The organism is Granulicella sp. S190 (assembly GCF_009766095.1).
Taxonomy (GTDB): Bacteria; Acidobacteriota; Terriglobia; order Terriglobales; family Acidobacteriaceae; genus Edaphobacter.
The window spans coordinates 394257-417047 of the sequence record NZ_LMUD01000002.1 but is presented as its reverse complement, the minus strand read 5'-3'; the positions used below and the strand labels follow the sequence as shown (position 1 = coordinate 417047).

Here is a 22791-nt window from a genome sequence, read left to right as displayed (position 1 = left end):
CTGATTGCATTGCGGTTCCGGGTGATGAACAGCGTATATCATGCGGAAAAGACTGGAGCATCTTTGGTTATGGATGGATCATTTGTCGTGCTGACTGGAGCATCCGGCGGAGGGAAGACAACCATCGCTTCCGTTATCAAAGCGAAGCATCCTGAGTTTACGATCTTTCATTTTGACAGCATCGGCATTCCATCGGCAGAGGTCATGGAACAATTCGGACCTGGCCACCAACCGGGTGGAGCGTGGCAACGCGCCATGACCTTGCGTTGGTTTGAGCGGATAGCTCCCATCGTTAAAGGCGGTGGCCGTGTCCTGTTCGAGGGTCAGATGCGAATCGCATTCGTTCAGCAAGGGCTTGCTAAGTGCAATATCTCCGACGCTCGCGTGATCCTGGTGGAGTGCGACGACGAAACACGTATCGACAGGATCACGAATGATCGGCAACAGCCAGAGTTAGCAAACGAGAGCATGATGGGATGGAGCCGGTTTCTGCATGAAGAAGCACTCCAGGGCGGATACGAGATCCTAGATACCGGAGCTATCACTCTGACAGAGAGCGTTCGGCGAATCGTCCGTTACCTTGACGACTCAATACACGGGAGTTGTGACCAGGCTTAGGACTCGCTGTTGCGGATCTCCATGTTGCGAATGAGGCCGTCCTCTACGAGGTAGACGTGTTGCACCATCTGATCGACGAGGACTTTGCCGTTGAGCTCGCGAACTACCTGGTGGACATGAACGGTGGTACGTCCGTCGGGCTCGGCGGTGAAGTCGATGGGTTCGACGTGAGGATCGAGAATACCCCATTGACGAGTCCAGTAGTCGCGGACCTCTGCGTGACCGCGCGCACGACAGTGTTCCATCCCGTTGGGCCAGTCGACGTTGCGATGCATGAGCTTCAGGACAGAGTCGATGTCACGGGCGTTGAAGTGTTTGTAGGCGGCGATCAGGAGATCGTTGACAGTCTGCATTGGCTTCGTGAGGAGATCCGGCCGGCGCTTAGCCGTTGACCGAGATTCCTGAGAATGTCAGCACGACTCTGCCGCGCACTGGGGCGCCGAAGACGCTGGCCGGCTCAAAGACGCTGGTCAAAAGCTGATCTACCACTTGGCTCTCGACCGCCGGGCTCTCCGGCCCGGAGACGATGCGGTAGTCATAGACCTTGCCTTCGGAGTTCACCGAGGCCTCAACGACGATGACGCTGTCGCGATCCGTGACGATGGCGTGAGGGTTGACCGAGGAGTACAGAAAGTGGGGAGAGGTCATCGCGCCGAGAGGCTCATCGTTTGCAAGGACAGGCTCGGGTGCGGCGACGAGTCCCAGCAAGAGTGCGATTCCTCCGACGAGCACCACAGCGCCGGCAAACCCTGCCGATACCTGCAGCAGAAGCGGACGAACTGCGTTATCCCACTTGAGGCTGATGGTGTCGAGCCAGCTGGATTTACGTTTGGAGTGCTCGTGCGAGATGGCGAGGCGGAGGCGGAGGCCAAGGTCGGCCGGAGCTTTTGCGGTGCCGATGGAAGAGAGCACCTGCTGGGTGGCGCGCCATGCAGCGAACTCTTGCTTGCAGTCGGTGCAGGTCTCCATGTGCAGAGCGATCTTCTGCATCTGCTGGCCGCTGACGTCGCCATCAAGGTACGCGGAGAAAGAGGATCTGCACTTCAGACAGTTCATAGGGCCACCGCCAATTTTGATGTCTGAGAGGTAGAGGAGGACGCAGAGTTTTCCGCAAGGACGCCGTCCGCACTCAGAATGGCGCGCAGGGCAGAGCGTCCTCGGGTGAGTCTCGACTTCACGGTGCCGAGGTTCACATCTAGGATTTCGGCGATCTCTTCATAGGCAAAGCCTTCGATCTCGCGCAGGACGACGACGGTACGGAATACTTCGGGAACCTGTCGGAGTGCGGCTTCGACGCGCTCGCGGATCTCGGACTGAGCAGCATGATCGAAGGGAGAACCGGAGCGGTCGGCGAGCGTAGCCGCGAGGCTGAGTTGGGCGTTCTCGGCGTCGGGATCGGACTCAAAGGAGGAGTCGATGGTGATCTCCTGCTTTTTGTGGCGTGACCACCAACGCCTCTGGTTAGAGGCCTCGTGGAGGGCAATGCGGTAGAGCCAGGTGCGCAGGGTGGATTCGCCATGGAAGCCGCGAATGCTGCGGAAGACCTTGATGAAGACCTCCTGCGTGATGTCGGCGGCATCGGCGGGGTCGTTGAGGCTGCGGGCGATGAGAGAGTAGAGAGGCTGGTGATACTGCGCGATGAGTACAGAGAACGCCTCTTCGGAGCCGGCCTTGAGGTCAGCGACGAGAGCAACGTCTTCGGTGGTGATGCCTATCGCGCTGGCTAGATTGCCCACTATCGTGCCCGCCTGCATATCGGGTGTCCTCATACATTACGACTTGATGAATCGCTACGCAACTCTAGGGGGCGCGACTCCCTCAAGGGTGTTAGAAACTGCGCCTCCGGAGGCAGAGTGCTCGCTCACTCTATTAGCTTTAGACACCACAGGAGGGGTGATAAGTTCCCGCCGACGTTGACTAATATCGAGCTCTCAGCCAGAATAGGTAGAGTCCTTCCTGAGAGTGGGCCTGTGGCGCAGCTGGGAGCGCGCTTCCATGGCATGGAAGAGGTCATCGGTTCGATCCCGATCAGGTCCACCAAATATCTCAACAACTTAGCGGAACCCCCTCCAAACGTTTGGCAGCAAATTGGCAGCAAATTTCAAGCTGCCGTGCAGCCAAGCCATGTCAGTCGTCTCCTTCTCCTCTCTGAAGCGCCACGCTTCGGCTGACTTTCCCTCTGAATCTTGCTCTCAATTCACCATCGCCGCATTTGCAGCGACGACTGGTGCCCGCTGTTTGCCCTTCGCTGCCAGCTTCTTCATCGTGCCCTGCAACTCCAGGTGAATGGAATCCACGGTAGCGCGCACACCCTCCGGCAACTCCTGCATGTAGACGTCAGTGGTCGTCGCCACGCGCGAGTGCCGCATCATCCCTTGCACGTCCTTCACTGTCCCCTTCCTCTGGGCCAGCGTCGCGATCGTGCGCCGAATGACCTGGAACGTGAGCTTCGGCAGACCGAGCTCCGTTGCCAGCTTGTGCAGGACCCGCTTGCGATAGTTGCTCGGGTCCATGAAGGAGCCGTCCCGGTTCGGAAATAGAAACGCTTCCTCATCCGATGGCGGCGGCCCATGCTTCTTCTTTTTGCTGTCGTACTGCTCCTGACTGGTCTGCCGCCAGGCAGTGAGATCGTCGGAGAGGTCCTTCGCAATCGGCACCTCGGTCAGACTTCCTTTTGTCTTTCCGTAGGACCGAATCTTCCCCTTGTAGATGGTCTCCACAATGGTGAGCGAGACCGCTTCCACGCGATGGCACTTCCACCGGAACGCGAACAGCTCGCTCGGTCGAAGCGCATTCGTCATATCGAGCTTGAGCAGAATCCGGTCACGCAGGCCGAGCCTGGCCAAGGCCGCTGCGAGTTGTTCCCAACTCAGCACCGTCTTGTCCGTCTCCCGCAGGTTCGCGGGAGTCTTTAGCGTGCGCGCAGGATCTTTCGGAAGAAAATCCTGATCGACCGCCTCAGCGAAGATCGCCTTGATGTATGCCCGAATCTGCAAGACTCTGTCTCTCGACCGCGTCTTGGCTAGCTTGTTGAGGTGAGTCTGAAGCGTGAACTTGTCGAAGTTTTCCAGCCTCACATCCCCGAACTCGTCAACGAGATCAGCCTGGATGAGGTGCTTCTTTACTTTGGCAGTTTCATCGCGCCAGTCCGCCTCTTTCAGCGGCAAGTAGCGGTGCAGTACGAACCATCCGAAGGTAACAGCTCCATTGACCATGGACTTGTCACCGTTGAGTGGCTGTTTACCCAGCTTGGCGATCTCGCCCTCCAGCTTTTCCCTGGCCTGCGATTTCGACATCTCACTCTTGAATCCGAGGATCACTTGAGCGACAGCCGGTTTGGGTTCACTAGTAGATGGATCGATCTCCATGCGTCGGAAGTATCCGTACCACTTCTTTCCGCGTAGCCTGACCCACCCCTTCTGATACGAGGTTCCCATGTATTCCTCAATTTCTGTGGGCGGAATAACGGGCTAGGCCCATTTTATCCTTTGTTTACGCGGATATTCGACAAGATTAACTACCCCTGACAACTTGGGGATCGCTGCGGGGAGTGCTTGTGGAAGCGTGTAGCTATGCTCTGTGACGCAATGCCGATCTGCGTTCCTGTTCATCCACGAACGCCTCAATCCCGCTGGGCCGATAGCGCAACGTGCCGTCTCCCATCCGTATGACAGGCAGAAGCGGCTTGCGACGAGAGGAATGATCCCACACCCAATCCGTGCTGACGTTGAGGCGCTTGGCTACCTCATCGGCTGTGAGCAGAGGTTCGAATTCCGCGACGCTCCGCGGCGGCTTGCGTAGGCCACGGCCAATCTGCGTTTCGATGGACTCATTCCTTACACCCGCTGCAGAATGATTGGCGGTAAGAACGGTTTCGGACGAGCTATTCATAAGCACCTCACGCGAACGATTCAGAGTTGAGCGTGAAGCCGGAGCGAGTTTCAGTCCAACACTTTTTTCCGATTTCGCCACAGTTTTTGTCTATGGCTCCAGCGAAGCTGAATCTGCGGACGGTTATCTGGAGGAGTCCGGTCACCGCGCGGAGCCTAATTGACATTTGCGATTTGTTACCAACAATGGATTTAAGCGCAGGTTTTCCACAGCCGATGCTTGGGCCTGTGGGATCGACGAAAGCCAAGTGGAGTACCAAGGCCGATGTCAGATTCCCTTACATTCCGTCTCCTCCGATACATCAAGGCGGCCGCAGAGACGCTGAACTTTACCCGCGCCGCCGAGCAAGTCTTCGTTGCACAGTCGTCACTCAGCTCTCAAATAGGAAAGTTCGAAGACACCGTTGAGCTTCTGCTGTTCGCCCGTTTGCAGAATGGTCTCAAGCTCACCTCGGCGGGCCGCATCGTTGCGAGCTTCGCAGAGAACACGCTGAAAGAGTGGGACCAAACTCTGGCAATGGCCCTCGCTGTCCAGCGCAATGAGGTGCCACCGTTGCGCCTCGGCTTCTCCTCTTTCATCAATGCGAAGCTCCTTGAAAGATTTCGAGAGAACTATGAAGGGATGTTCCCCGGATGCGCCATTCAACTGTGGAGCGGCGATCCTCTGCTGTGCCTGCAACGACTCGATGCCAGGGCGCTCGACTGTGCGATTATTCCCCTGCCAGTGGATGCGACTCTCTACAACGTCCAGCAGATCGCTCAGTCTCCCTTAGTGGTTTGCATGCGGTCCGATGATGTACTCGCTGATCGCGCGCAACTCGACATTCATGAAGTAGCGGAACGCATCACAATATTCCGCGACCCAGAGCTGCATCCCTCGGCACATACACGACTGGTAGAAATGTTCAAGGAAGTAGGCATCCCGATTCATTTAGCCTGCGCCGCTCGCACTCCCTCAGAGATTCAATGGATGGTTAAAGAGCGCTACGGTCTTGCGCTGATCGACCAGCTAACGCCTCTTGATCCTGGCTTAATTACGCGACCGATTGCGGGTGTCAATTGGACGGCAGATACCGCCTTTGTTCATGCGAGCCACATGGATCATGTTGCGCTCCCATTCATCGAACGATTCTTTCAGCAGACCTGGTCAGCTTCGAGGAGAAGCAAGCGTCCGTCGAAGACGCGACATCCCGAGCAACTAGAGTTGCTCGGTTGAGCCCGTGACCGTAGCCATAGACAAAATGTGTGGCGAAATAGATAGGAACTGTTGGACGAGGAAACGAAGCGGCTTTAGGTTTCACTCATGGCGAAGCGAATACGCCATCAGGAGAATGCCAATGCCACTTCGTTCATGCTTCCGAACACACAATCTTCATCGAAAACTACTCCACGCAGCGCGTGTGATGGGGCCAACGCTTGTCGCGTTCGCCTTCGCAGGTGTTGCTCACGCACAGGGAACGATGGACTTCTCTGGCGCTCAAACTTTAATGGGCACGTTCAAAACTTTCGCGATTTATGCTGGCGCCGTCATCTGCTTCGGCGGTCTCATTTTCGCGGGAATCCGCATGATGTCGGGTCGCTTTCAGGACGCGATCCCAGGACTCTTCGGCGCGCTGTTTGGTGCCGGAGTGCTCGGTTGGGGAGCCGGATGGATAGGACCTTGTCAGGTCCGAAATCCACCCGATGGAAGAGGCGCAGGGGTTCCGCGCCTTGCTGGACTTGGAAGACCCCAAGTACAGCATCGAGCAGATCGCGGCGAAGGTGGGCAAATCTCCCGTCTTCGTGGCTTCGAGGTTGAGATTGAGCGACCTCGTACCCGCAGCAGTCGATGCGTTCTACGCCGATGAGATTGGCGTCGGCCATGCACTCCTATTGGCGAAGCTGCCCGCCGATCAGCAGGAAGCCGCGCTTCAAGCTTGCTTCAAGGAGGTCTACAACGGCGGATCGAAACCCGCTCGTATCCTGCTGCCCGTCCGCAACCTGCAATTCTGGATTGACAGCAATATCCTGTTAGTCCTGAAAGATGCGCCGTTCAACAAGCGCGATGCGCAGCTTGTCCCGACCGCTGGCAGTTGTGCCGACTGCCCCAAGAGGACAGGACACAACAAGCTGCTGTTCGGCGATGACCTCGGAAGGCAGGGCGACCGATGCACCGATCCCAATTGCTACGCGGCCAAAGTCTCAGCGCACATCGCGCAGACCGTTGCGGCGAAGCCGGAACTGGTGCAGATCAGCGCGGCCTATGGCGCACAGAAAGATGGAAGCCCTGTATTGCCAAGGAACAGGTATACCGCGATTCGGGATGACAAGCCGAAGTCGAAAGACGACGCGAAGCGGCCCGAGTTCAAGGTGTGCAAGTTCACCACCGAGGCCATCATCACCGAAGGCGCAGACGTTGGCACCATCCACAAGGTGTGTGCCAATCCGTCCTGCCCCGTCCATCATCCGAAGCAGTCAACCAGCCGCAACGATGAGAAATGGAAGGCCGAGCAGGAGAAGCAGCGCAAGGAACAAGCCGTCGCCAACACGACCGGCCTCCGTGTCCTTGCCGCTGTGAGCGCTGCCGTTCCGGTTCGGTTGCTCAAGCGTGACCTGCTATTCATTCTCGAAAAGCTGGTAAGCGTCATGGATGAGAACCGCGTCGAGATGCTGGCAAGGCAGCACGGCATCCGCCAGAAGCGGGATGATGGAGGCATCGGCAAGGCTCTGACTGCCTTTGTTCGTCGAGCCGATGAAGGCACGCTCTCCCGTCTGATGGTGGAAGCTAGCATCCTCTTGGCGTCCTTGCGGGGGAATCCCGCTGCGATCCTCAAGGAAGCTGCCACCGCCTACAAGGTAGACACCGAAGCCATCGCCGCAAAGGTGAAGCAGGAGTTCGCAGTGAAGGACAAGGCGAAGAAGGCAGCGCAACCAGCGGCCAAGGTCGCGAAGAAAGCTGCTTAGTTGCGACAGGCAGACGGGCGGCGAACCTGCCGCCCTTTGCTTGCGTTGTATCCGCCACAAAACGGCGGCAGGGAGACACCTCGACGGTTTCTCCCTGCACCCACTTCCATCTTCCTTCCGGCCTTCCGCCCGCCGGCTGCGCGGCAGAAGACGTTCCCCCTTCTGCACTTTGCCCTTGAATGCCTGCGGTGCCTATCTGACGTGAAATCCGTTTATGAGGACTGATCGCCGCCCTTAAGCGGAACAGGTTCGTCGGGCCGCCGCGGATCAGCACTTCAAACCCCAACTCGCAAGAAGGCAAAGACTGACTGCCAGAATCAACACCCGTGGCAGGTTGAGCATTCTTATCGTCCGATCACATCCTGGTGTGCCTCGGGACTAACCCTCGCTTAGCAAGCCGATTCCCAGATGCCTCAAAGCCAGTTCAGCGGTTCGCTTGAGCTGGGCTTTCGTGGAGCCGTTCGCGGCTTGAACTGCCAAACCACTGAGTAGCGACGAAAGATAGCGGGTGTAATCGTCGATGTTCTCTTCTTTGGAGAACTCTCCGGCTCTTCTGGCCTTGAGAAGACGGGCCTTGAGCACGGCTTCATTCCGAAGCCGTATATCGAGCATCAGAGCCTTGGCAGGTTCCGTGTCTACACCGCAGGACAATGACCCAGTCAATGTAAAGCAGCTAGCCGGGTATTCCTTGCCACCCAGGAACTCCACCGTGTTGTAAAACGCAGCCCGTATGAATGTTTCAAATGTCGGCTCTGCAAGCGCCCGCACCATGTACTGTCCCGGTACTTCGATATAGCGTTTCGCCGCAAGCGCGAAAAGTGCCTGCTTATCGCCGAACGCTGCATAGATACTGGACGGGTGAATGCCCATCGCGTGCGAGAGATCCGCCATGGACGTGCCTTCGTAACCCTGTTTCCAGAACAGACGCATCGCGACATCGAGCGCGGCGTCTTTGTCGAAGGCAGCAGGTCTTCCGAGCTTGTTCGAGGTCTTCATATTCTTTAGACGCAAGATTCTTGAATCCGATGCAGAGTCGCCGACATCTGTAATGATCGTACGCGATCTTTCTGTAATGCTTATTCGAGAATGGATCGCGAGTTGCTCCCGCCCGCGTGAGCTATTGAGGGCAGCTATGACGCGCGAATAGCCGGATATTGTGTATGCCAGCCTGGTGGGCAATATCGGCGATCTTTACAACCGCAACCGCAGCAAACACTAAATATCTATGGAGAGTCGAATGAGCAGACTGAGTGGCAAGGTAGCGTTGATCACTGGAGGCAATAGCGGGATCGGGTTGGCAACGGCAAAGTTGTTTATCAAAGAAGGAGCTTTTGTCTACATAACTGGGCGAAAAGAGGCCACACTCGCAGAGGCCAGCAAACTTCTGGGCGAGCAGTCGCAAAGTATCAAAGTCGATGTGTCGAACCTGGGTGATATTTCCCGCATGTACGACGTTATTGCTGAACAGCACCAGCAGCTCGATATTGTTGTGGCCAATGCCGGTGGTGGGGAGTTCAGCGCGCTAGGAGAGTACACCGAAGATCATTACTCCCGGACGTTTGATGCGAACGTGAAAGGGCTGATCTTCACGGTTCAGGGAGCTCTTCCTTCTTTGCATTCCGGCTCGTCCGTAGTGCTTGTCGGGTCGCAAATATCCATCGAAGGGGTCGCAAATTTTGGCATCTACGCGGCAACGAAGGCAGCCGTGCGCTCGCTGGCGCGAACGTGGACTGCTGAACTATCTGATCGCAACATCAGGGTCAATGTTGTTAGTCCAGGTCCCACGGACACTCCGGCGATCTCCGGTCTGGTGGATCGCGATCCGACGCGGGATGCCGAACTCAGAAAACTATTAGCCTCATCTGTCCCACTCAAGCGTATGGGTACCGCAGACGAGTCAGCGAACGTCATTCTTTTTCTTGCGAGTGATGAAAGCAGTTTCGTAGCTGGAGCCGATTATGTCGTAGATGGTGGCAAGACGGGAGTTTGATCCCAGCGGAAGCGAAGGTGTCACCCGTCAATAGGTAAAGAGAGGCACGAGTTGCCACTCTTTACTAATTACATGCAATCAGTATTTAGAACGCGGAAGGAAAGCACCGTGGAGATGACTCGCAGACAATTTTCGGTTGGTGCCGGCGCGGCTGGAGCATTAGCCCTCATGAACGGAAATTCCAGCCTTGCCGCAACAACGAAGGAAAACGAAGACATGCAGAGTCAACCTAAAGGAAAGTCGTTCTGGCCTAACGGAGCACGCTTGGCCGTCAGCATCTCTCTCATGTTCGAAGGCGGAGGGCAGCCCATCTCGGGTGCCCAGAGCGCCTTCGGTCCAATCCTAGACGGTCTACCAGACCTCCCGGCGAATGCGTTCTTCGCATATGGGCATTACGAAGGAATACCCAGGGCACTCAACCTATTCGATAAACACAACATCAAGGCTTCGTGTTTCATGGTCGGTAAAGCCATTGAGAATGCTCCTGATGTAGCTCAGGAGGTCGTACGTCGCGGGCATGAAGCAGCAGCTCATGGCCGCACATGGTCGTCCTCTTACAACCTCTCCCGCGAGGAAGAGAAACGCTTCATCGCCGACTCACAAGAAGCCATTCATCGGATTACAGGGCAGACGGCTGTTGGTTGGAACGCCTTCTACATGCGCAACTCGGTCAACATCCTGGAGACACTTCAGGAGTTAGGTTTCTTGTACACCATCGATGAACCAAGCCACGATGAACCCTTCATTATTCCGGTCAAGGGCAAGGACTTCGTGACCGTCCCCTATACGCTCAGCATGAACGATATCTCGTCTTTCCCACTGGAGGGCTACAACCCCCTTGCCTATGAACAGGCACTGAAAGACGAGTTCGACCAGTTGTACGAAGAGGGCGCGGGCCGCCGCAGGTTGATGCTCATAGGCATGCACGACCGGATCAATGGCCATCCGAATCGTATTCGCGTACTTGATCGATTCTTAACGTATGCGAAGGGCCACGACGACGTTTGGTTTGCGCGTAAGGATGAAATTGCGAAGTGGGCGCTCGAACACAGGGAGGATACACCGATTGTGCACCGTGGGTCGGCAAGCATTTCGGGGCTGCAAGGTAATTGATTGGTCGTCTCAATTGTTTTTACCGTTGAAGGATAGCCGGTAGTTAGCGCCCTTGATGATAGGGATTTCAATCGTAAAGGGCTAGATGCAAGAGACCCAGCCAACGGGGCGAAGCCGAAGAAGCTCCGCATCTCTTCTCCAGCCCCGTCCTTCTTCTCCAGCGTGGACGGTTGTTCTGTAACCCAGCGCTCTGGTCTTCAGGTAATAGGGCTTAAACCTGCCCGGAGGATAGCCCACCTCAGGGCCTCCCATGCCGACACCGACGATGTGCTCCGACCTGGGAACTACGGAATCAAGAAGCTGCAAGGCTTCGTCAATAGGCCTGTGGCGGTGAACGCTCAGAATGTATGCGGCGCTCACGGTGCTGCTCAACCGCGAATCCTCGATAGCGCCGAGCACACCATTCAAGATGGTCTCGAGCGGCACGCCGCTCTCAGCAAATTTCCGTAGCCCGAGGAACAGCTCCGCTCGCCGCACCTGCTGTTGGCTGGCTTTCGCAAGATTTGCAGAGGTTACATGGTAGAAGTCTTGCACGGTCACGAGGACCCGGCAACCTTCAAAGTACAGTGCGAGGAAGTTCTCAAGGTTAGCGAACTGCTAAGCAGCGCGAAGAGCGTTCTTTGACGGCCACCGCAACGCCATCCGATTCCGCTCAGCCAGTCGAAACAGCACTTTGGGTTCCAGCGTGCTTTGCAAATGCACATGAAGCTCAGCTTTTGGAACCGTTCGGATGAACTGCTCAGTACAACTCGCCATTTTCATTTTCATCATCCTTGTTCGGGAAGAGACAATTGCATAGATAATGTTAGGGCGCCTATCGTCAACAAGCGATTACTGACGACAACCCGCCGTGTGCTGGTATCCCGGTGAAGCAAATAGTTCAAATACTCGTCTCGCTCTTCCAGCAGCGGCGCAGCGTCGTGGCGTTCGCGGAGGGCCTTCGGCACATCCCCCTTTGCCTGCCTGCTGCGCTCAAAAGACATAGGTGCGTGCTTCCTCACACCAGCTAATTCAGCGAACCTTTTTTCGCACAGGTGCATTGCTGCGAATTAGGAAACTATCACCCCAGTTCTGCATAGCCTGAATGAGTTCTCGCAAGGATTCTCCAGCGGGCAGAAGCGAGTACTCCACCTTCGGTGGAACGACTGGATAGACCTTGCGAAGGATGACCTCGTCCCGCTCCAATTCCCGAAGTTGCGCAGTGAGAATCCGCGGACTTAGGTCCGGCTTTAGCTTCTGAAGCTGACTAAAGCGAAGCGTTCCATGTTCCATAAGGTGGTGGAGGATGAGTCCTTTCCACTTTCCGCCGATAACCTCCAAACATGCCTCCACTCCGCATCCAGTTTCCAGTTCATAGTCTTTGAAACGGCGCTGCTTCATGACATTCTTCTCCCTGACACTATTCTTTTTGATAGTACATCACATTTGTGTAAGTATAACTATTAATGCAACTTATAGCTGTCGACCTTCATCTGTACATCCATAGAATTCAGAATCACCATCTAGAGGAGGCCGAATGCAGAAGACCGTATTACTAGTACATGCTCATCCAGAACCCACATCGCTGACACGCACGTTCGTCGAAGTGTCGAAGACCCATCTGGCGGAGTCCGGACATCGCGTTATCGAGAGCGACCTTTATGGGTTGAACTGGAAGGCGGTCTTCGACGCTGACGACTTTCTAAAACGAGAGAGCGAGGAAAGGCTCGCCTTCATTCGAGAATCAGGTTTCGCGTATGCAAATGCCACGCAAACGGCTGACGTTCAGGAAGAGCAGGCGAAATTGAGCCAGGCTGACGCGGTCATCTTCCAATTTCCGTTGTGGTGGTTTAGCTTTCCGGCAATTCTGAAAGGCTGGGTGGATCGCGTTTTCGCTTTTGGCTTAGCATACGGTTACAAAGGAGCGGGCAATCAATACCGCTACGGAGAAGGAGGCTTTGCGGGTAAGCGAGCGTTGCTCTCCGTGACGGTAGGCGGCCCCATAGAAGACTATGGCGGGCGGGGCATCAATGGTTCGCTGGAGCAGATGCTCTTTCCTATCACTCACGGAACATTATTCTTTTCTGGGATGGAAGTCGTTCCCACCTTCGCTGTTTACGACTCGGTTCGCATGACGCATGCGCGAGTCGAACTCGCGAAAAAGGCCCTGAAGGAACGGCTTAATGGATTGTTCGCCGATCCGCCAATACCATTCCGATTCCAGAATAACGGCGACTATCCGGATCGACATCAGCTTGCGACAGACGTAGCTCCGGAGCTGAATGGCATATTGGCACACCTCAGGAATCCTGATCTGTTCATATGAGGGCTTCACCCACCGTTTATGGGCTAGGAGTGGCGTGCACCTACGACGAGATTCGTAATGCCCAGATGGCACTCGTACATGACGGAGTTGGAAGCACGAAGGGCACCGGCTCTTCCCATGCACCTAGACCTGTCATGAAGGAGGAATCACTCTGTCTCGCAATCATTGAGAAGCACAGACCTCCTAGAGACACCATATAAGGACGTCTCATCGTGGGGTTTCGGCGACTTCGTCTTCTCTTGGGATGACCACTGTTTCGCAGACGATCGAAGGCTCGCCGCTTCGGTTTCCATGAGTACGTCGATACCGAGAAGATGTTTCTGGAGATCCTAGGGAGCTTCAGAGAAAGTCGACGGATTCCGTAACGGACCTCTCTTGACGGATGGCCCTGCCAAGTTCCTGTAGGGCCAACTGAACTGGAACTTGGGACTTTGGCGAGGTTTCTTGCGACCGGAAACGCTCTAAAGAATTTGCTGAATCCATCCCGATGCACTCATGGGAACTAACAAAGAAAAGTCCAATGGCTGCTCACGTGGTGCTTGGCGCGGCTTGGCGAGGTAGACATTTGCGAAGATCCCAGAGCCGCGCCTACACAAACCCAGAGCACCGCGCTGTGAACGAAGAGGACACAAGTTGGTCCCGCATTTTGCTAATCCACGTACATATCTGCCCGACTTGTGGCCGTGCGTCGCGCCGGGAAGATCCGGATGGAACGCGATTGATAGTGTACGGGCCTCGCGACCAGGTGCGGTGTGCCTGATTTATATACCGAAGTCTTGGTCTGACTATGAGAAGTTTGAGGTTCCCGGTGAATCATTTGACCTTCACGACTTGGTGAAAGCGTATTCGGCTCGCAGGGGTCAAAGTACGCAGTTCATACGCGAAAAGACACTTCATGTGACCCAAGCCGCGCGGGTGCGTTGGTGGTTGTCCCTCGCCTTATACGCCAAAGGAATGAGAACGCCGTGGCGTATCGAATCGCTTGATGATGAACTGCTCAGTACAACTCGCCGTTTCCATCTTCATCATCCTTGTTCGGGAAGAGACAATTGCATAGATAATGCTAGCGCGCCTATCGTCAACAAGCGATTACTGACGACAAGCCGACTTATGAGGACTAACACCTCTTGAATATCTTTGGCATCGGCCCCGGCCTCCTTATGGGGCGATGGACTGGATAACCTCGAAGAGGTTCCCCCAGGGATCGGCAAAGAACGCGACTCGGAGACCCATTGCGGGTACGTCGTGTGGCTCGCTGGCGACGGTCACGCCGCGGCGTTTCAATTCGTTGATCACAGCGTCCACGCTATCGACACTGAAACCGGGGTGATGCCATCCAGACATGTTGTAGCTGTCATGCAGATCTTTAGAAGCGGGGCGTTCCCCCGCGCCCGGGCCGGCCATCAATTCAAAATGGAAACCATCGTCGCCGGCTGGATAGAGAAAGCCGAAGCTGAGCCCGGCTACGGACACTGTTTGCTTCGACCGAAAGTCGAGCTTGTCGGCATACCAGGCAACCGCTTCGTCAAAATCTGGCACGCGAATGGCTGCATGGTTGATCTTCAGAGAAGCGAGGGGGCTGGAGGCAGGTGGCGTGCTGAGTGAGGTCATTGTCTTTCCTTGGGGAATACCCTTGTCACGAAATTACAGCGCCTTTGTTTTGAGCCAGGAACGCATGGCTTCGGTCACTTCCGCCTTGCGTTCGAGAGGCAGCCAGTGGCCAGAAGGCCGACTGGTAACGGTAAGGTCCTGACACGCGTTGCGCATCGGCTCACCGAAACGGTTGTAGGTGATATCGCAGAGGCCGTCGAAGTCTCCGTTGATAAACAGCACCGGCTGGCGCAACCTGCCGCCATTCGGCGCCTCGTGCGCGTACGCGATGTTAATGCTGTCGGTCAAATACCAGGAGTTTCCAGGTCGGAATCCCGTGATACGAAAGGCTCCGACCAGAGTTTCAAAGTCAGCGGAGGGCCAGAGTGCGTCATCAGGCTGCACGGTTGGAGCACGATGTGCCGATCCGAACCAACCTCCATTGCGCGTAATCATCGCAGAGCGGTACACCTTGCCCACGGATTCAGGATTCCCGCTGCGGTATATCGCCGCGAGGGTCGCCGGGATGTCCGCATCGAAGTCCGTGACCGTCCGATCGAAGTGGGTCAGGTAGAAGCGATAGTAGTCCCATTGTCCGTAGGGATATTGATCGGCGGGATATAGCTGGCGGTCTACGAGCGGCAGGAGATTGGATAGCGCGAAGGCTTCTGGTATGTAGGGAACGGAGATAAAGACAACGCCGCGGCTTCGCTCGGAGTGATGTGCGGCCAGCGCACCGACAACCGGACTTCCGAGGTCATGCCCTACCCAGATGGCCGGGTTTCCACCGAGGTGGTCATGCAGTTCGACCATGTCTTCCACGATCTCTTTCAGGGCATAGGCGTCCGGGGTGACAGGCGCAGTCGAACCACCATAGCCGCGCATATCCGGCGCAATGCAATGCCAGCCTTCGGAGGCGAAGGCCTCCATCTGCGCGCGCCAGACCAGGCCAATCTCGGGCCAGCCGTGAAGGAAGATCAACAAAGGCCCATCGGCAGGTCCAGCCTGCCAATAGTGCGTAGTGTGGCGTCGCGAACTGAAGGTGGTGTCCGTGAGTGGGGAGGATGTTGCCATCGCGAGCTCCTTTATGCAGGGTTCACCGTGCGCAGGAAATTCACGAGCTCTTCGCTGACTTCGGCGGAGGCCTCGTGTTGTATCCAGTGGCCTACATTGTCGAGTTCTAGGTTTCCGACGAGTCCAGGAAGCCCGGCTCGCAGCTTTTCGGCAGGGGGATTAAGCGCCCCCAGGCCGTCGGCCTTTCCGGAGATGTAAAACGACGGCTGGGTGATCTTCGCGCCTTTCCATGCGGCGGACAGATCGAAATAGAACTCGGCGGCACGATAGTAGTTCAGCGCACCGTGAAAGCCTGTGCGTTGGAATTCCGTCACGTTGTGCGCAAGGTAATCAGGCCGTACCCATGAGGGCAATGGCCCGGGAGCGGGACGGTGAAGACTGCGTCGAGGGTCCAGAGGGTTCCATCGCATATCAGTCGGAGCTGAACCCGAGGCCCAATACAACATTCCCGGAATTGTCACTGCAGCATCGGCCCAGATCTGATCGGCTTCCGGTTTCATCTGTTCGAACATGTAGAAGTCGTCTTCGTGACCTGTTGTCCGCATTCGCTCGAAGACGCTAACATCACCACGCGGAAAGTAAGGCACGGCCAGGCAGAACACAGCTTTGAATCGGTCGGGACGCATCATGGCGGCGTTCCAGGCATGGGTTGCGCCCCAGTCGTGGCCCACGATCACAGCACTGGGAATCTTCAGAGCATCGAGGAGCCCGACCATATCGCCTGCCGTGTGCAGCGGCGTATATACGGTTGGATCTGTGGGCGCTGAACTGCGTCCGTACCCGCGCATGTCAGGCGCAATTGCTCGATAACCTGAGGATGCAACAGCGTTCATCTGCCCGCGCCACGTATACGCGGTGTCTGGAAACCCGTGGCAGAAGAGCACGGCTGGACCGTCCCCTATCTCTGTCACGTGCAGGGAGATGCCATTCGAGGCGATCTGATATTCCTTGAGCTCCATCACTCCTCCGCGCAATGAACTCATCCTAGACATTTGCTTGAAGTAAAGCAAATGTGAATCAAAATGCTTTTGACAGAGCTACTGCTGATGCGATGATATGAGCTATGCCACTAGACCACGTTGATCGAGTCGTCCAACAATGGAAAGCTGAACGACCTGAGTATGACCTTGCTCCGGTTGAAATCATCGGGCGAGCGGGACGCATCATGGAGCATGTTGATCGCGCTCTTGAAGCGAAGTTCGAAGAGTTTCAAATTTCAAGGGCCTCCTTCGATGTTCTGGCTGCACTTCGTCGAAACGGAAATCCCTACAAGATGACACAACGCGATCTAATGCGCGGTCTTTTCCGCACATCCGGAAGCATGAGTCTCAGAATAGATGCTCTTCAGAAGCAAGGACTGGTGAAGCGGTCCCCTGACAGTGAAGACCGTCGCTCCGTCTTCGTCACTTTAACTGCCAAGGGTGTGGCCCTTCTTGAAGATGCCATTCCTGCACATCTTGAGAACGAAAGCAGCTTGGTCGGCGGACTTAATCGCGCTGAGAGGGCTCAGCTTATTGCCCTGCTGCGCAAATGGTTGGTCAGCCTTGAAGAGGAGGTAGCTCACGGTCGTCAGCTTTACCTTGGCATGACTCTGCTCGATTCCCGTGCGTCGACGAAAATGCGGCGAGCTGTTGGCCTGCCCGATATACCGGGCCTACTCGTCAACAAGATTGCAGCGGGCAGCCGGGCAGAAGAGCTTGGTTTCCGCAAAGGTGATCTCATCACTTCCATTGAGAGGCAAGCTGTTACCTCTCTCGTGGACCTTCGTAAAATACTGAATCGTTCCGAACCAAAGACGAAAAGAGTTCGAGCGGTTCGCGGAGTCGAAACGCTGGAATTCAAGCTTGCGAGTTCCTCGATATAGGAAGTTTGATAAGGCCGCTGATGTTCCGCCCCGTAGCGAATATCGCTTGGTACGGATAAACGCGGTTGTGGGAAGCTCGGCTGATCACTGGCGACAAGCAGACTAATGAGATGGTCCGCCGCTTGATTCTCCTGCATGAGCAGGAAGATCGTAGAAGCAGCTTGTGACAAGGAGGATCATCGCTATGCAGATACATTCGGTTGGCATCGACCTGGGTAAGACTACCTTTCACCTTGTGGCGCTCGGCGCAGCCGGCAAGGTGCTTGTGAAGAAGAAGTTCACGCAGCGCCAGTTGCTAACGTTCACCGCGAACCTGCAGACATCGCTGATCGGCCTGGAAGCCTGCTCCGGGGCTCACTTTCTTGGTCGGGCGTTAAGTAAGCAAGGCCATGATGTCCGGCTGATCGCAGCCCAGTTTGTGAAGCCATTCGTGAAGTCCAACAAGAACGACTTTGTCGATGCGGAGGCCATTGCCGAAGCTGTCGAACGCAAGAACATGCGCTTTGTTCCGATTAAGACGGACGACCAGTTGGACCTCCAGGCGATCCACCGCGTGCGCGACCGTCTCATCTCGCGGCGCACGGCAGTCATCAACCAGTTGAGGGCCTTCCTGCTCGAACGCGGTATGGTCTTTGCACAGACTCCAGCGAAGCTGAAGGCCGCCATGGCCGACGTTCTCGAGAACGCCGATGCCAACCTGACACCGCAGATCCGCAACCTCATCGACATTCTGTGGAGTGAGTGGAAGACAGTGGAGCAGCAGATCAAGGAGCTTATCCCTCTCGAACCTGAGGTCCCCGTGGAGAATAATATCTATCTTCAACAACTGCCATCGCAAGAAGTCTTGGACAGCTTTCCGATTGAAACCGATCCGGCTCGGGGCATAAATAAGCCGAGCGTTTATTTTTACGCAAAGGTCAGGTATGAAACCTTGGGCAAAATGCACAACATAGAAGTTTGTGTGTTCACAGTTAAAGTCGACCCGACCATCGGTCGAACTGGAGCACTGGCCTATGATTCTGGAGACCCTCGATATGCTCTGTACAAATGCCCAAGATGGAATACTTCCCCAAAGGACGAATATCAGAACAAGAGATAAATTTCGGATTGGGTTAGCTAAGTAATTTATTGCCTTTACAGGCAGCATCACCCTGTAAATAAAACAAAGTAAAGACTTTACGCCCAAAATACCCACACCCCCAGGGGGTACCCCTCCGAAACAATGGTAGGCAGAAAGATGTATCCTTCTGCTGGCACAAGGAGTCGAGTACACCCCATGGGAATTGCAACCTCAACGCTGAATCTGGCTCAGGGCAAGCTGAAGGTAGCCGCACCTTACCTCATCGAACAAACCTGGGCAGACTACACTCCCGAACAGCACGCCATCTGGAGCGAGCTCGTAACTCGCCGCATGCCCCAGCTTCGCGAGCACGCCTGCAAGGAGTATCTCGACGGCTTCCGCCAGATCGGCCTCCAGGAGCACCAGCTCCCCAACCTCTCCGAGGTCAGCGCCCTCCTTCAGCCCCGAACCGGCTGGCAGTCCACCCCGGTCAGCGGCTTCCTGCCCGCCGATGCCTTCTTCGAGATGCTCGCCGCCCGCATGTTTCCCACCACCACATGGCTGCGCTCACGCGACTCCATGGAGTACACCCCGGAGCCGGACATCTTCCACGACGTCTTCGGCCATGTCCCCATGCACGCCCACCCCGTCTTCGCCGACTTCCTCGAAAGCTACGGAAAGATCTGCGCTCGCCTCACCGACCCCCTGGCCCTCGAACGCATGGGCCGCCTCTTCTGGTTCACCGTCGAATTCGGTCTCATCCGCCAGAACGGCGAGATCAAGGTCTACGGCAGCGGCCTCATCTCCTCCCACGGCGAGTGCACCCGGGTGCTCGCCGGAGGCTGCGAAGTCAAAGACTTCAACCTCGACGCCGTACTCAATCAGGAGTTTCAGACCAGCGAGATGCAGCCCGTGCTCTACGCCGTCGAATCGTTCGACCAGATATACGAAGCCACCAAGCAGGCAGAGTGTCGCCTGGTCTAGCTCTGGAGTGACTGACGGCTCCCTCCGGAGTTACGACAGAGAAAAGCGGCTGCAGGCATAATGCCCGCAGCCGCTCTAGTTGCAAATAACGGTTCAGCTCTTACCGGTGTCCACCGCCGCCGCCGTGACCGCCGCCACCACCGTGGAAGCCGCCTCCGCCACCGCCGCCATGGAATCCGCCACCACCGCCACGGTAGCCGCCGCCAACCGAACCTCCGCGATACCCACCACCGTAGCCCCCGCGATATCCGCCGCCGTAGCCACCACGATAACCGCCGTAGCCGCCACGGTAACCTATGCCGCCACGGTATCCGTAGCCGCCGCGATAGCCGTAGCCATAGCCACCGCGATAGCCATAATAGCCACCCCGATACCACGGGCCGGCACCAATAAAGAGTCCGCCACTGAACCACGAAGGGCCGTAGTAGCCGTAGGGAGCGCAAGAGTAGGGGGCATAGCCATAATAGCCATAGGAGCAAACCGGAGCACCGTAACCGTAGTCCCCATATCCGAGGCCCACTCCTACGCCAACCGATACCTGGGCGTGGGAGTAAGCTGCGGCAGGAACGATCAGGATGGAGAGTAGAGCGAGATAACGTAGAAAGCGCATTTTCAAATCTCCTGAGCCAAGCCCAGTACGCCGCTAGGCGTCAGTGGCTTTGCGAGATTCGGTCCGTCGAATCAGAGCCGACATCCTACTTTATTAGAACGCGAATCTGGAGAAAAGTTGCGTGATAGCCAAACTTGGTGGCCAGGGAGCAGCCACCTGCAAACAGTTGCCGAACGGATGACCTGCCATAAGGGGGAGCCAACCCGAGGTCTGACCATACTAAGCCAACCTCAATACAGCGCACTCACGGCGAAAAAATCTGGATGAGCAGCAATTTCGTACTCCAAGAGAGAAAAAAAGGGAAAACAATTCGCTAGGACAGGGTAATATATTCCCAACCATGCAAAGGTTTTACCGAAATACTGCAAGATTCAGCATGTTGAACGTGCAAACTACTTTGGTCAGCCGATTGCTAACAGCATATGCAACAGTACCAACGTTCCAAGTTCTTCCTAAATAAGAACGAGATCTTCCCAAGGTGAACTATGCGTCGCTCCGTCTATCTTCTGCTTCTGGTGATCGTTGTAAGTGCCTCGGCAACTTGTGTCAGCGCGTCTACCGACTGTGAACGGTGGTTCGTATCTTACCGCCGCGAGTTGGCACACTCCCGTCAGGTCCAACGCATCGCAGCGGCAAAGCGCCGCGCCAGACTCTACGCCGAAGGCAAGCTTGCCATGGTTCACCCTAAGCCTAAGCTGGTCCCTGCTGTTGCAAAGGGGCCTCGCATGACTCCCCGCCAAACGCTTCGCCACGTAAACTTGGCCTGCGGTGTCTTGCCGGAAGAGAGCACTGACGGGCCGTTGGTGGCCGAAGAGACTCCTGCGCCGTTCCACGCGGAGCGCCCATTTAGCAGCCCGGTCGACGTGCTCCCGACCGCCCCCGGCGAATTGATCGCCTCAAACGGCGCTCCTTCGTCTCCAGTTCTCAGCGGGGTCTCGCCCGAGTCGCCCCAGGGTCCTTACCCCTATCTGCCAGGCATTGGCGGCGGCTATGCTCCCAGCCTCCCCGGAACGGTATCCTCAGCACCGCCTTCAGCTCCGGGCGCTCCGAAGTCTCCCAGCGCTCCTTCGAGCCCTGGCACTCCATCCAGCCCCGGCACTCCAGGCACACCCAGCACTCCAGGCACACCCAGCACCCCTGGAACTCCGAGCTCTCCGGGCACTCCTGTATCACCAGGCACACCCGGAACTCCTGGTACACCCAGTACACCTGATCTACCGGGCACACCAGGTACACCTGGCACCCCCGATACACCAGTAACTCCAGCTGTCCCGGAACCATCCAGCTATATTCTTGTGTTGACCGGAGTAGCCGGCGCAGCCGGTGCAATTCGGCGCAGATTCAAAGCGTAGAGAGTCTCTCAGCGGTTACTGCCTGTTCCTGCACCTGAATGGCGTTGCCGATCAGCAGGATCACCGGTGCCGGGCCAACAGCATCATCATCAAGCGCACCGAGAGTCGTACTGTAAACGTGCTCCTCAACGGTCGTAGCTTTACTGATCGCCACGCATGGGGTCACGTTGGGGATCCCGGAGGAGATAAGATCCTCCGCCAGTGCGCGAAACCTGCGGCCAGGCATATAGATCACCAGCGTCGAATCTTCCGGGAGAGCCCCTGCCCACTTCGGCGCAAGCTCAACCTTGTCCGCGGCATGGTGCGCCGTGGCGAGGATCAGCTTCGAAGCAGCGCTGCGGTCTGTCAAAGGCGTCCTTAGTCTTGCGGCTGCCGCAAACGCCGTAGTGATCCCCGGAACGATCTCGAAAGGGATCCTGGCATCCCGCAGGGCCGCTATCTCCTCACCTGCACGTCCAAAGATCAGCGGATCTCCCGACTTCATTCGAAGCACAGACCGGCCCGCACGCGCGGCCTCCAGCATAAGAACGTGAATCGCCGCCTGGGTAATCCGCGGTTGCCCGCACCGCTTCCCAACCGGTATCAGTTCGGCGCCGGCATGGGCCAAAGACAAGATCTCAGCCGACACCAGGTCGTCAGGAAGAATAAGATCCGCAGTCTCAAGAAGCCGCAGCACACGCAAGGTAAGTAGATTGGGATCCCCGGGGCCCGCACCTGCTAAATAGACGGTTCCAGGCTGTGCAGCTGCGTTCACGATTTCTTCTCAGGCAGTGGATTTTTCAAAGCATGCTCGCGGGCAAGTAAACGGGACGGGCAGGACTCGTAGCCGCACACCTCACGTTGCGCCAGCTGGTGAAGCAACCACCTCCGCTCCTCGTTCAACGGCTCCATCTGCGTCACCTCGCGCCGCAGGTTACCCAGATCGGTCAGCCAGTCTCCGGCGTCGAGCGGCAGTTGCGCATTGATCTCTTTGCGAAGCCTCTGGGCGAGCGCTGGGCTCGCTCCAGCAGTCGAGATAGCGATCTGCAGATCACCCCGCCGGACCACCGAAGGAAAGTAAAAGTCGCAGAAGGGCGGATCATCGACCGCGTTACAGAGAATGTTGTTTTCAGTCGCTTCCTGAAAGACAGCTCGGTTCACGGCAGGATTATCCGTGGCGGCAACCACCAGAAACTGTCCAGCCAGATCGCCCTCAGCATACTCTCGCTGCTGCCAATCGATCTCTCCGGCCGCAGCCATCTCTAGAACGCGAGGACAAGCTGTGGGTGCAATCACCGTCACTTTGGCATGAGCTGTCTTTAGCGATTCGATCTTTGCTTCGGCAAGGTTTCCAGCACCAATCACAATGCATGGACGGGCCGCGATCTTCAGAAAAATAGGGAAAAGATCCATGGAACT

General features: G+C 56.4%; 23 protein-coding genes, 1 tRNA gene and 2 pseudogenes. 12 read left to right on the top strand and 14 right to left on the bottom strand.

The features are described from left to right. Positions 1–69 precede the first annotated feature (69 nt). A complete protein-coding gene (locus GSQ94_RS01600) occupies positions 70–618 on the top strand; it encodes an AAA family ATPase (protein ID WP_158941553.1) in 549 nt (182 codons plus the stop codon). Here the strand turns inward: GSQ94_RS01600 and GSQ94_RS01595 are convergent. The 3 genes from GSQ94_RS01595 to GSQ94_RS01585 are packed head-to-tail and all read right to left on the bottom strand — an operon-like array spanning position 615 to position 2372. After that, positions 615–971 carry a nuclear transport factor 2 family protein gene (locus tag GSQ94_RS01595; RefSeq protein WP_158941552.1) on the bottom strand — a complete coding sequence of 119 codons (357 nt, stop codon included), beginning with the start codon at positions 969–971 and terminating at the stop codon, positions 615–617. The genes GSQ94_RS01600 and GSQ94_RS01595 overlap by 4 nt on opposite strands. A 28-nt stretch (positions 972–999) precedes the next feature. Continuing rightward, entirely contained in the window at positions 1000–1674 is a 675-nt protein-coding gene (locus tag GSQ94_RS01590) for a zf-HC2 domain-containing protein (protein ID WP_158941551.1), read from the bottom strand. Then, the gene (locus GSQ94_RS01585) at positions 1671–2372 is read right to left on the bottom strand and encodes a sigma-70 family RNA polymerase sigma factor (RefSeq protein WP_158941550.1); all 702 of its coding nucleotides are present in this window, start codon (positions 2370–2372) and stop codon (positions 1671–1673) included. The genes GSQ94_RS01590 and GSQ94_RS01585 overlap by 4 nt, the downstream gene beginning before the upstream one ends. Positions 2373–2582: 210 nt before the next feature. On the opposite strand from GSQ94_RS01585, the gene GSQ94_RS01580 reads away from it, so the two are divergent. Further along, a tRNA-Ala gene (locus GSQ94_RS01580) sits at positions 2583–2658 on the top strand. A gap of 152 nt (positions 2659–2810) precedes the next feature. On the opposite strand, the gene GSQ94_RS01575 is transcribed toward GSQ94_RS01580, so the two are convergent. Together GSQ94_RS01575 and GSQ94_RS01570 are read right to left on the bottom strand one after the other, a co-directional pair. Further along, positions 2811–4055 (bottom strand): site-specific integrase, encoded by a 1245-nt coding sequence (locus GSQ94_RS01575; protein ID WP_158941549.1) that lies wholly within the window; start codon positions 4053–4055, stop codon positions 2811–2813. Between the two features lie 133 nt (positions 4056–4188). Next, positions 4189–4509 carry an AlpA family transcriptional regulator gene (locus GSQ94_RS01570; RefSeq protein WP_158941548.1) on the bottom strand — a complete coding sequence of 107 codons (321 nt, stop codon included), beginning with the start codon at positions 4507–4509 and terminating at the stop codon, positions 4189–4191. Between the two features lie 264 nt (positions 4510–4773). Here GSQ94_RS01570 and GSQ94_RS01565 point away from each other — a divergent pair, with 264 nt between their 5' ends. The 3 genes and pseudogenes from GSQ94_RS01565 (at position 4774) to GSQ94_RS01560 (ending at position 7451) form a co-directional block, all read left to right on the top strand. Continuing rightward, positions 4774–5724 (top strand): LysR family transcriptional regulator, encoded by a 951-nt coding sequence (locus GSQ94_RS01565; RefSeq protein WP_158941547.1) that lies wholly within the window; start codon positions 4774–4776, stop codon positions 5722–5724. A 121-nt stretch (positions 5725–5845) separates the two neighbouring features. Next, positions 5846–6166, top strand: a pseudogene (locus tag GSQ94_RS21235) (hypothetical protein); the annotation flags it as partial. Between the two features lie 25 nt (positions 6167–6191). Next, on the top strand, positions 6192–7451 hold the full coding sequence (locus tag GSQ94_RS01560) for a chromosome partitioning protein ParB (protein WP_254063545.1): 1260 nt from the start codon (positions 6192–6194) through the stop codon (positions 7449–7451). A 378-nt stretch (positions 7452–7829) separates the two neighbouring features. Here GSQ94_RS01560 and GSQ94_RS01555 read toward each other — a convergent pair whose 3' ends face one another. Further along, a complete protein-coding gene (locus tag GSQ94_RS01555) occupies positions 7830–8447 on the bottom strand; it encodes a TetR/AcrR family transcriptional regulator (protein WP_158941546.1) in 618 nt (205 codons plus the stop codon). A gap of 229 nt (positions 8448–8676) precedes the next feature. Here GSQ94_RS01555 and GSQ94_RS01550 point away from each other — a divergent pair, with 229 nt between their 5' ends. Together GSQ94_RS01550 and GSQ94_RS01545 are read left to right on the top strand one after the other, a co-directional pair. Further along, positions 8677–9441: an SDR family oxidoreductase gene (locus GSQ94_RS01550; RefSeq protein WP_256369950.1), complete on the top strand. Its 765-nt coding sequence runs from the start codon at positions 8677–8679 to the stop codon at positions 9439–9441. 114 nt (positions 9442–9555) lie between these two features. Beyond that, entirely contained in the window at positions 9556–10554 is a 999-nt protein-coding gene (locus GSQ94_RS01545) for a polysaccharide deacetylase family protein (RefSeq protein WP_254063527.1), read from the top strand. 81 nt (positions 10555–10635) lie between these two features. On the opposite strand, the pseudogene GSQ94_RS01540 reads toward GSQ94_RS01545, so the two are convergent. Further along, positions 10636–11133 (bottom strand): annotated as a pseudogene (locus GSQ94_RS01540) (hypothetical protein); the annotation flags it as partial. Positions 11134–11565: 432 nt separating this feature from the next. After that, the gene (locus GSQ94_RS01535) at positions 11566–11934 is read right to left on the bottom strand and encodes a helix-turn-helix domain-containing protein (RefSeq protein WP_158941544.1); all 369 of its coding nucleotides are present in this window, start codon (positions 11932–11934) and stop codon (positions 11566–11568) included. Positions 11935–12070: 136 nt separating this feature from the next. Between GSQ94_RS01535 and GSQ94_RS01530 the strand changes: the two genes are divergently transcribed. Next, the gene (locus tag GSQ94_RS01530; RefSeq protein WP_158941543.1) at positions 12071–12859 is read left to right on the top strand and encodes an NAD(P)H-dependent oxidoreductase; all 789 of its coding nucleotides are present in this window, start codon (positions 12071–12073) and stop codon (positions 12857–12859) included. A 1158-nt stretch (positions 12860–14017) separates the two neighbouring features. Here GSQ94_RS01530 and GSQ94_RS01520 read toward each other — a convergent pair. From GSQ94_RS01520 to GSQ94_RS01510, 3 genes are read right to left on the bottom strand one after another with little or no spacing between them, the layout of a single operon-like run. After that, positions 14018–14470 (bottom strand): VOC family protein, encoded by a 453-nt coding sequence (locus GSQ94_RS01520; protein ID WP_158941542.1) that lies wholly within the window; start codon positions 14468–14470, stop codon positions 14018–14020. Between the two features lie 33 nt (positions 14471–14503). Beyond that, on the bottom strand, positions 14504–15523 hold the full coding sequence (locus GSQ94_RS01515) for an alpha/beta hydrolase (RefSeq protein WP_158941541.1): 1020 nt from the start codon (positions 15521–15523) through the stop codon (positions 14504–14506). A gap of 11 nt (positions 15524–15534) precedes the next feature. Continuing rightward, positions 15535–16506, bottom strand: a complete 972-nt coding sequence (locus GSQ94_RS01510; RefSeq protein WP_254063525.1) for an alpha/beta fold hydrolase — start codon at positions 16504–16506, stop codon at positions 15535–15537. A gap of 80 nt (positions 16507–16586) precedes the next feature. Between GSQ94_RS01510 and GSQ94_RS01505 the strand changes: the two genes are divergently transcribed. From GSQ94_RS01505 to GSQ94_RS01495, 3 genes are all read left to right on the top strand, one after another. After that, the gene (locus GSQ94_RS01505) at positions 16587–17387 is read left to right on the top strand and encodes a MarR family transcriptional regulator (RefSeq protein ID WP_158941539.1); all 801 of its coding nucleotides are present in this window, start codon (positions 16587–16589) and stop codon (positions 17385–17387) included. A 184-nt stretch (positions 17388–17571) separates the two neighbouring features. After that, entirely contained in the window at positions 17572–18486 is a 915-nt protein-coding gene (locus GSQ94_RS21230; RefSeq protein WP_256369949.1) for an IS110 family transposase, read from the top strand. A gap of 177 nt (positions 18487–18663) precedes the next feature. Beyond that, entirely contained in the window at positions 18664–19431 is a 768-nt protein-coding gene (locus GSQ94_RS01495) for a phenylalanine 4-monooxygenase (protein ID WP_158941538.1), read from the top strand. A 100-nt stretch (positions 19432–19531) separates the two neighbouring features. On the opposite strand, the gene GSQ94_RS20945 is transcribed toward GSQ94_RS01495, so the two are convergent. Continuing rightward, positions 19532–20041 (bottom strand): hypothetical protein, encoded by a 510-nt coding sequence (locus tag GSQ94_RS20945; protein WP_174240864.1) that lies wholly within the window; start codon positions 20039–20041, stop codon positions 19532–19534. A gap of 485 nt (positions 20042–20526) precedes the next feature. Between GSQ94_RS20945 and GSQ94_RS01490 the strand changes: the two genes are divergently transcribed. Then, positions 20527–21393, top strand: a complete 867-nt coding sequence (locus GSQ94_RS01490) for a PEP-CTERM sorting domain-containing protein (RefSeq protein WP_158941537.1) — start codon at positions 20527–20529, stop codon at positions 21391–21393. Here GSQ94_RS01490 and cobA read toward each other — a convergent pair. Together cobA and GSQ94_RS01480 are read right to left on the bottom strand one after the other, a co-directional pair. Beyond that, on the bottom strand, positions 21383–22147 hold the full coding sequence (gene cobA, locus GSQ94_RS01485; RefSeq protein ID WP_158941536.1) for a uroporphyrinogen-III C-methyltransferase: 765 nt from the start codon (positions 22145–22147) through the stop codon (positions 21383–21385). The genes GSQ94_RS01490 and cobA overlap by 11 nt on opposite strands. Next, positions 22144–22785 (bottom strand): bifunctional precorrin-2 dehydrogenase/sirohydrochlorin ferrochelatase, encoded by a 642-nt coding sequence (locus GSQ94_RS01480; RefSeq protein ID WP_158941535.1) that lies wholly within the window; start codon positions 22783–22785, stop codon positions 22144–22146. The genes cobA and GSQ94_RS01480 overlap by 4 nt, the downstream gene beginning before the upstream one ends. Positions 22786–22791 lie beyond the last annotated feature (6 nt).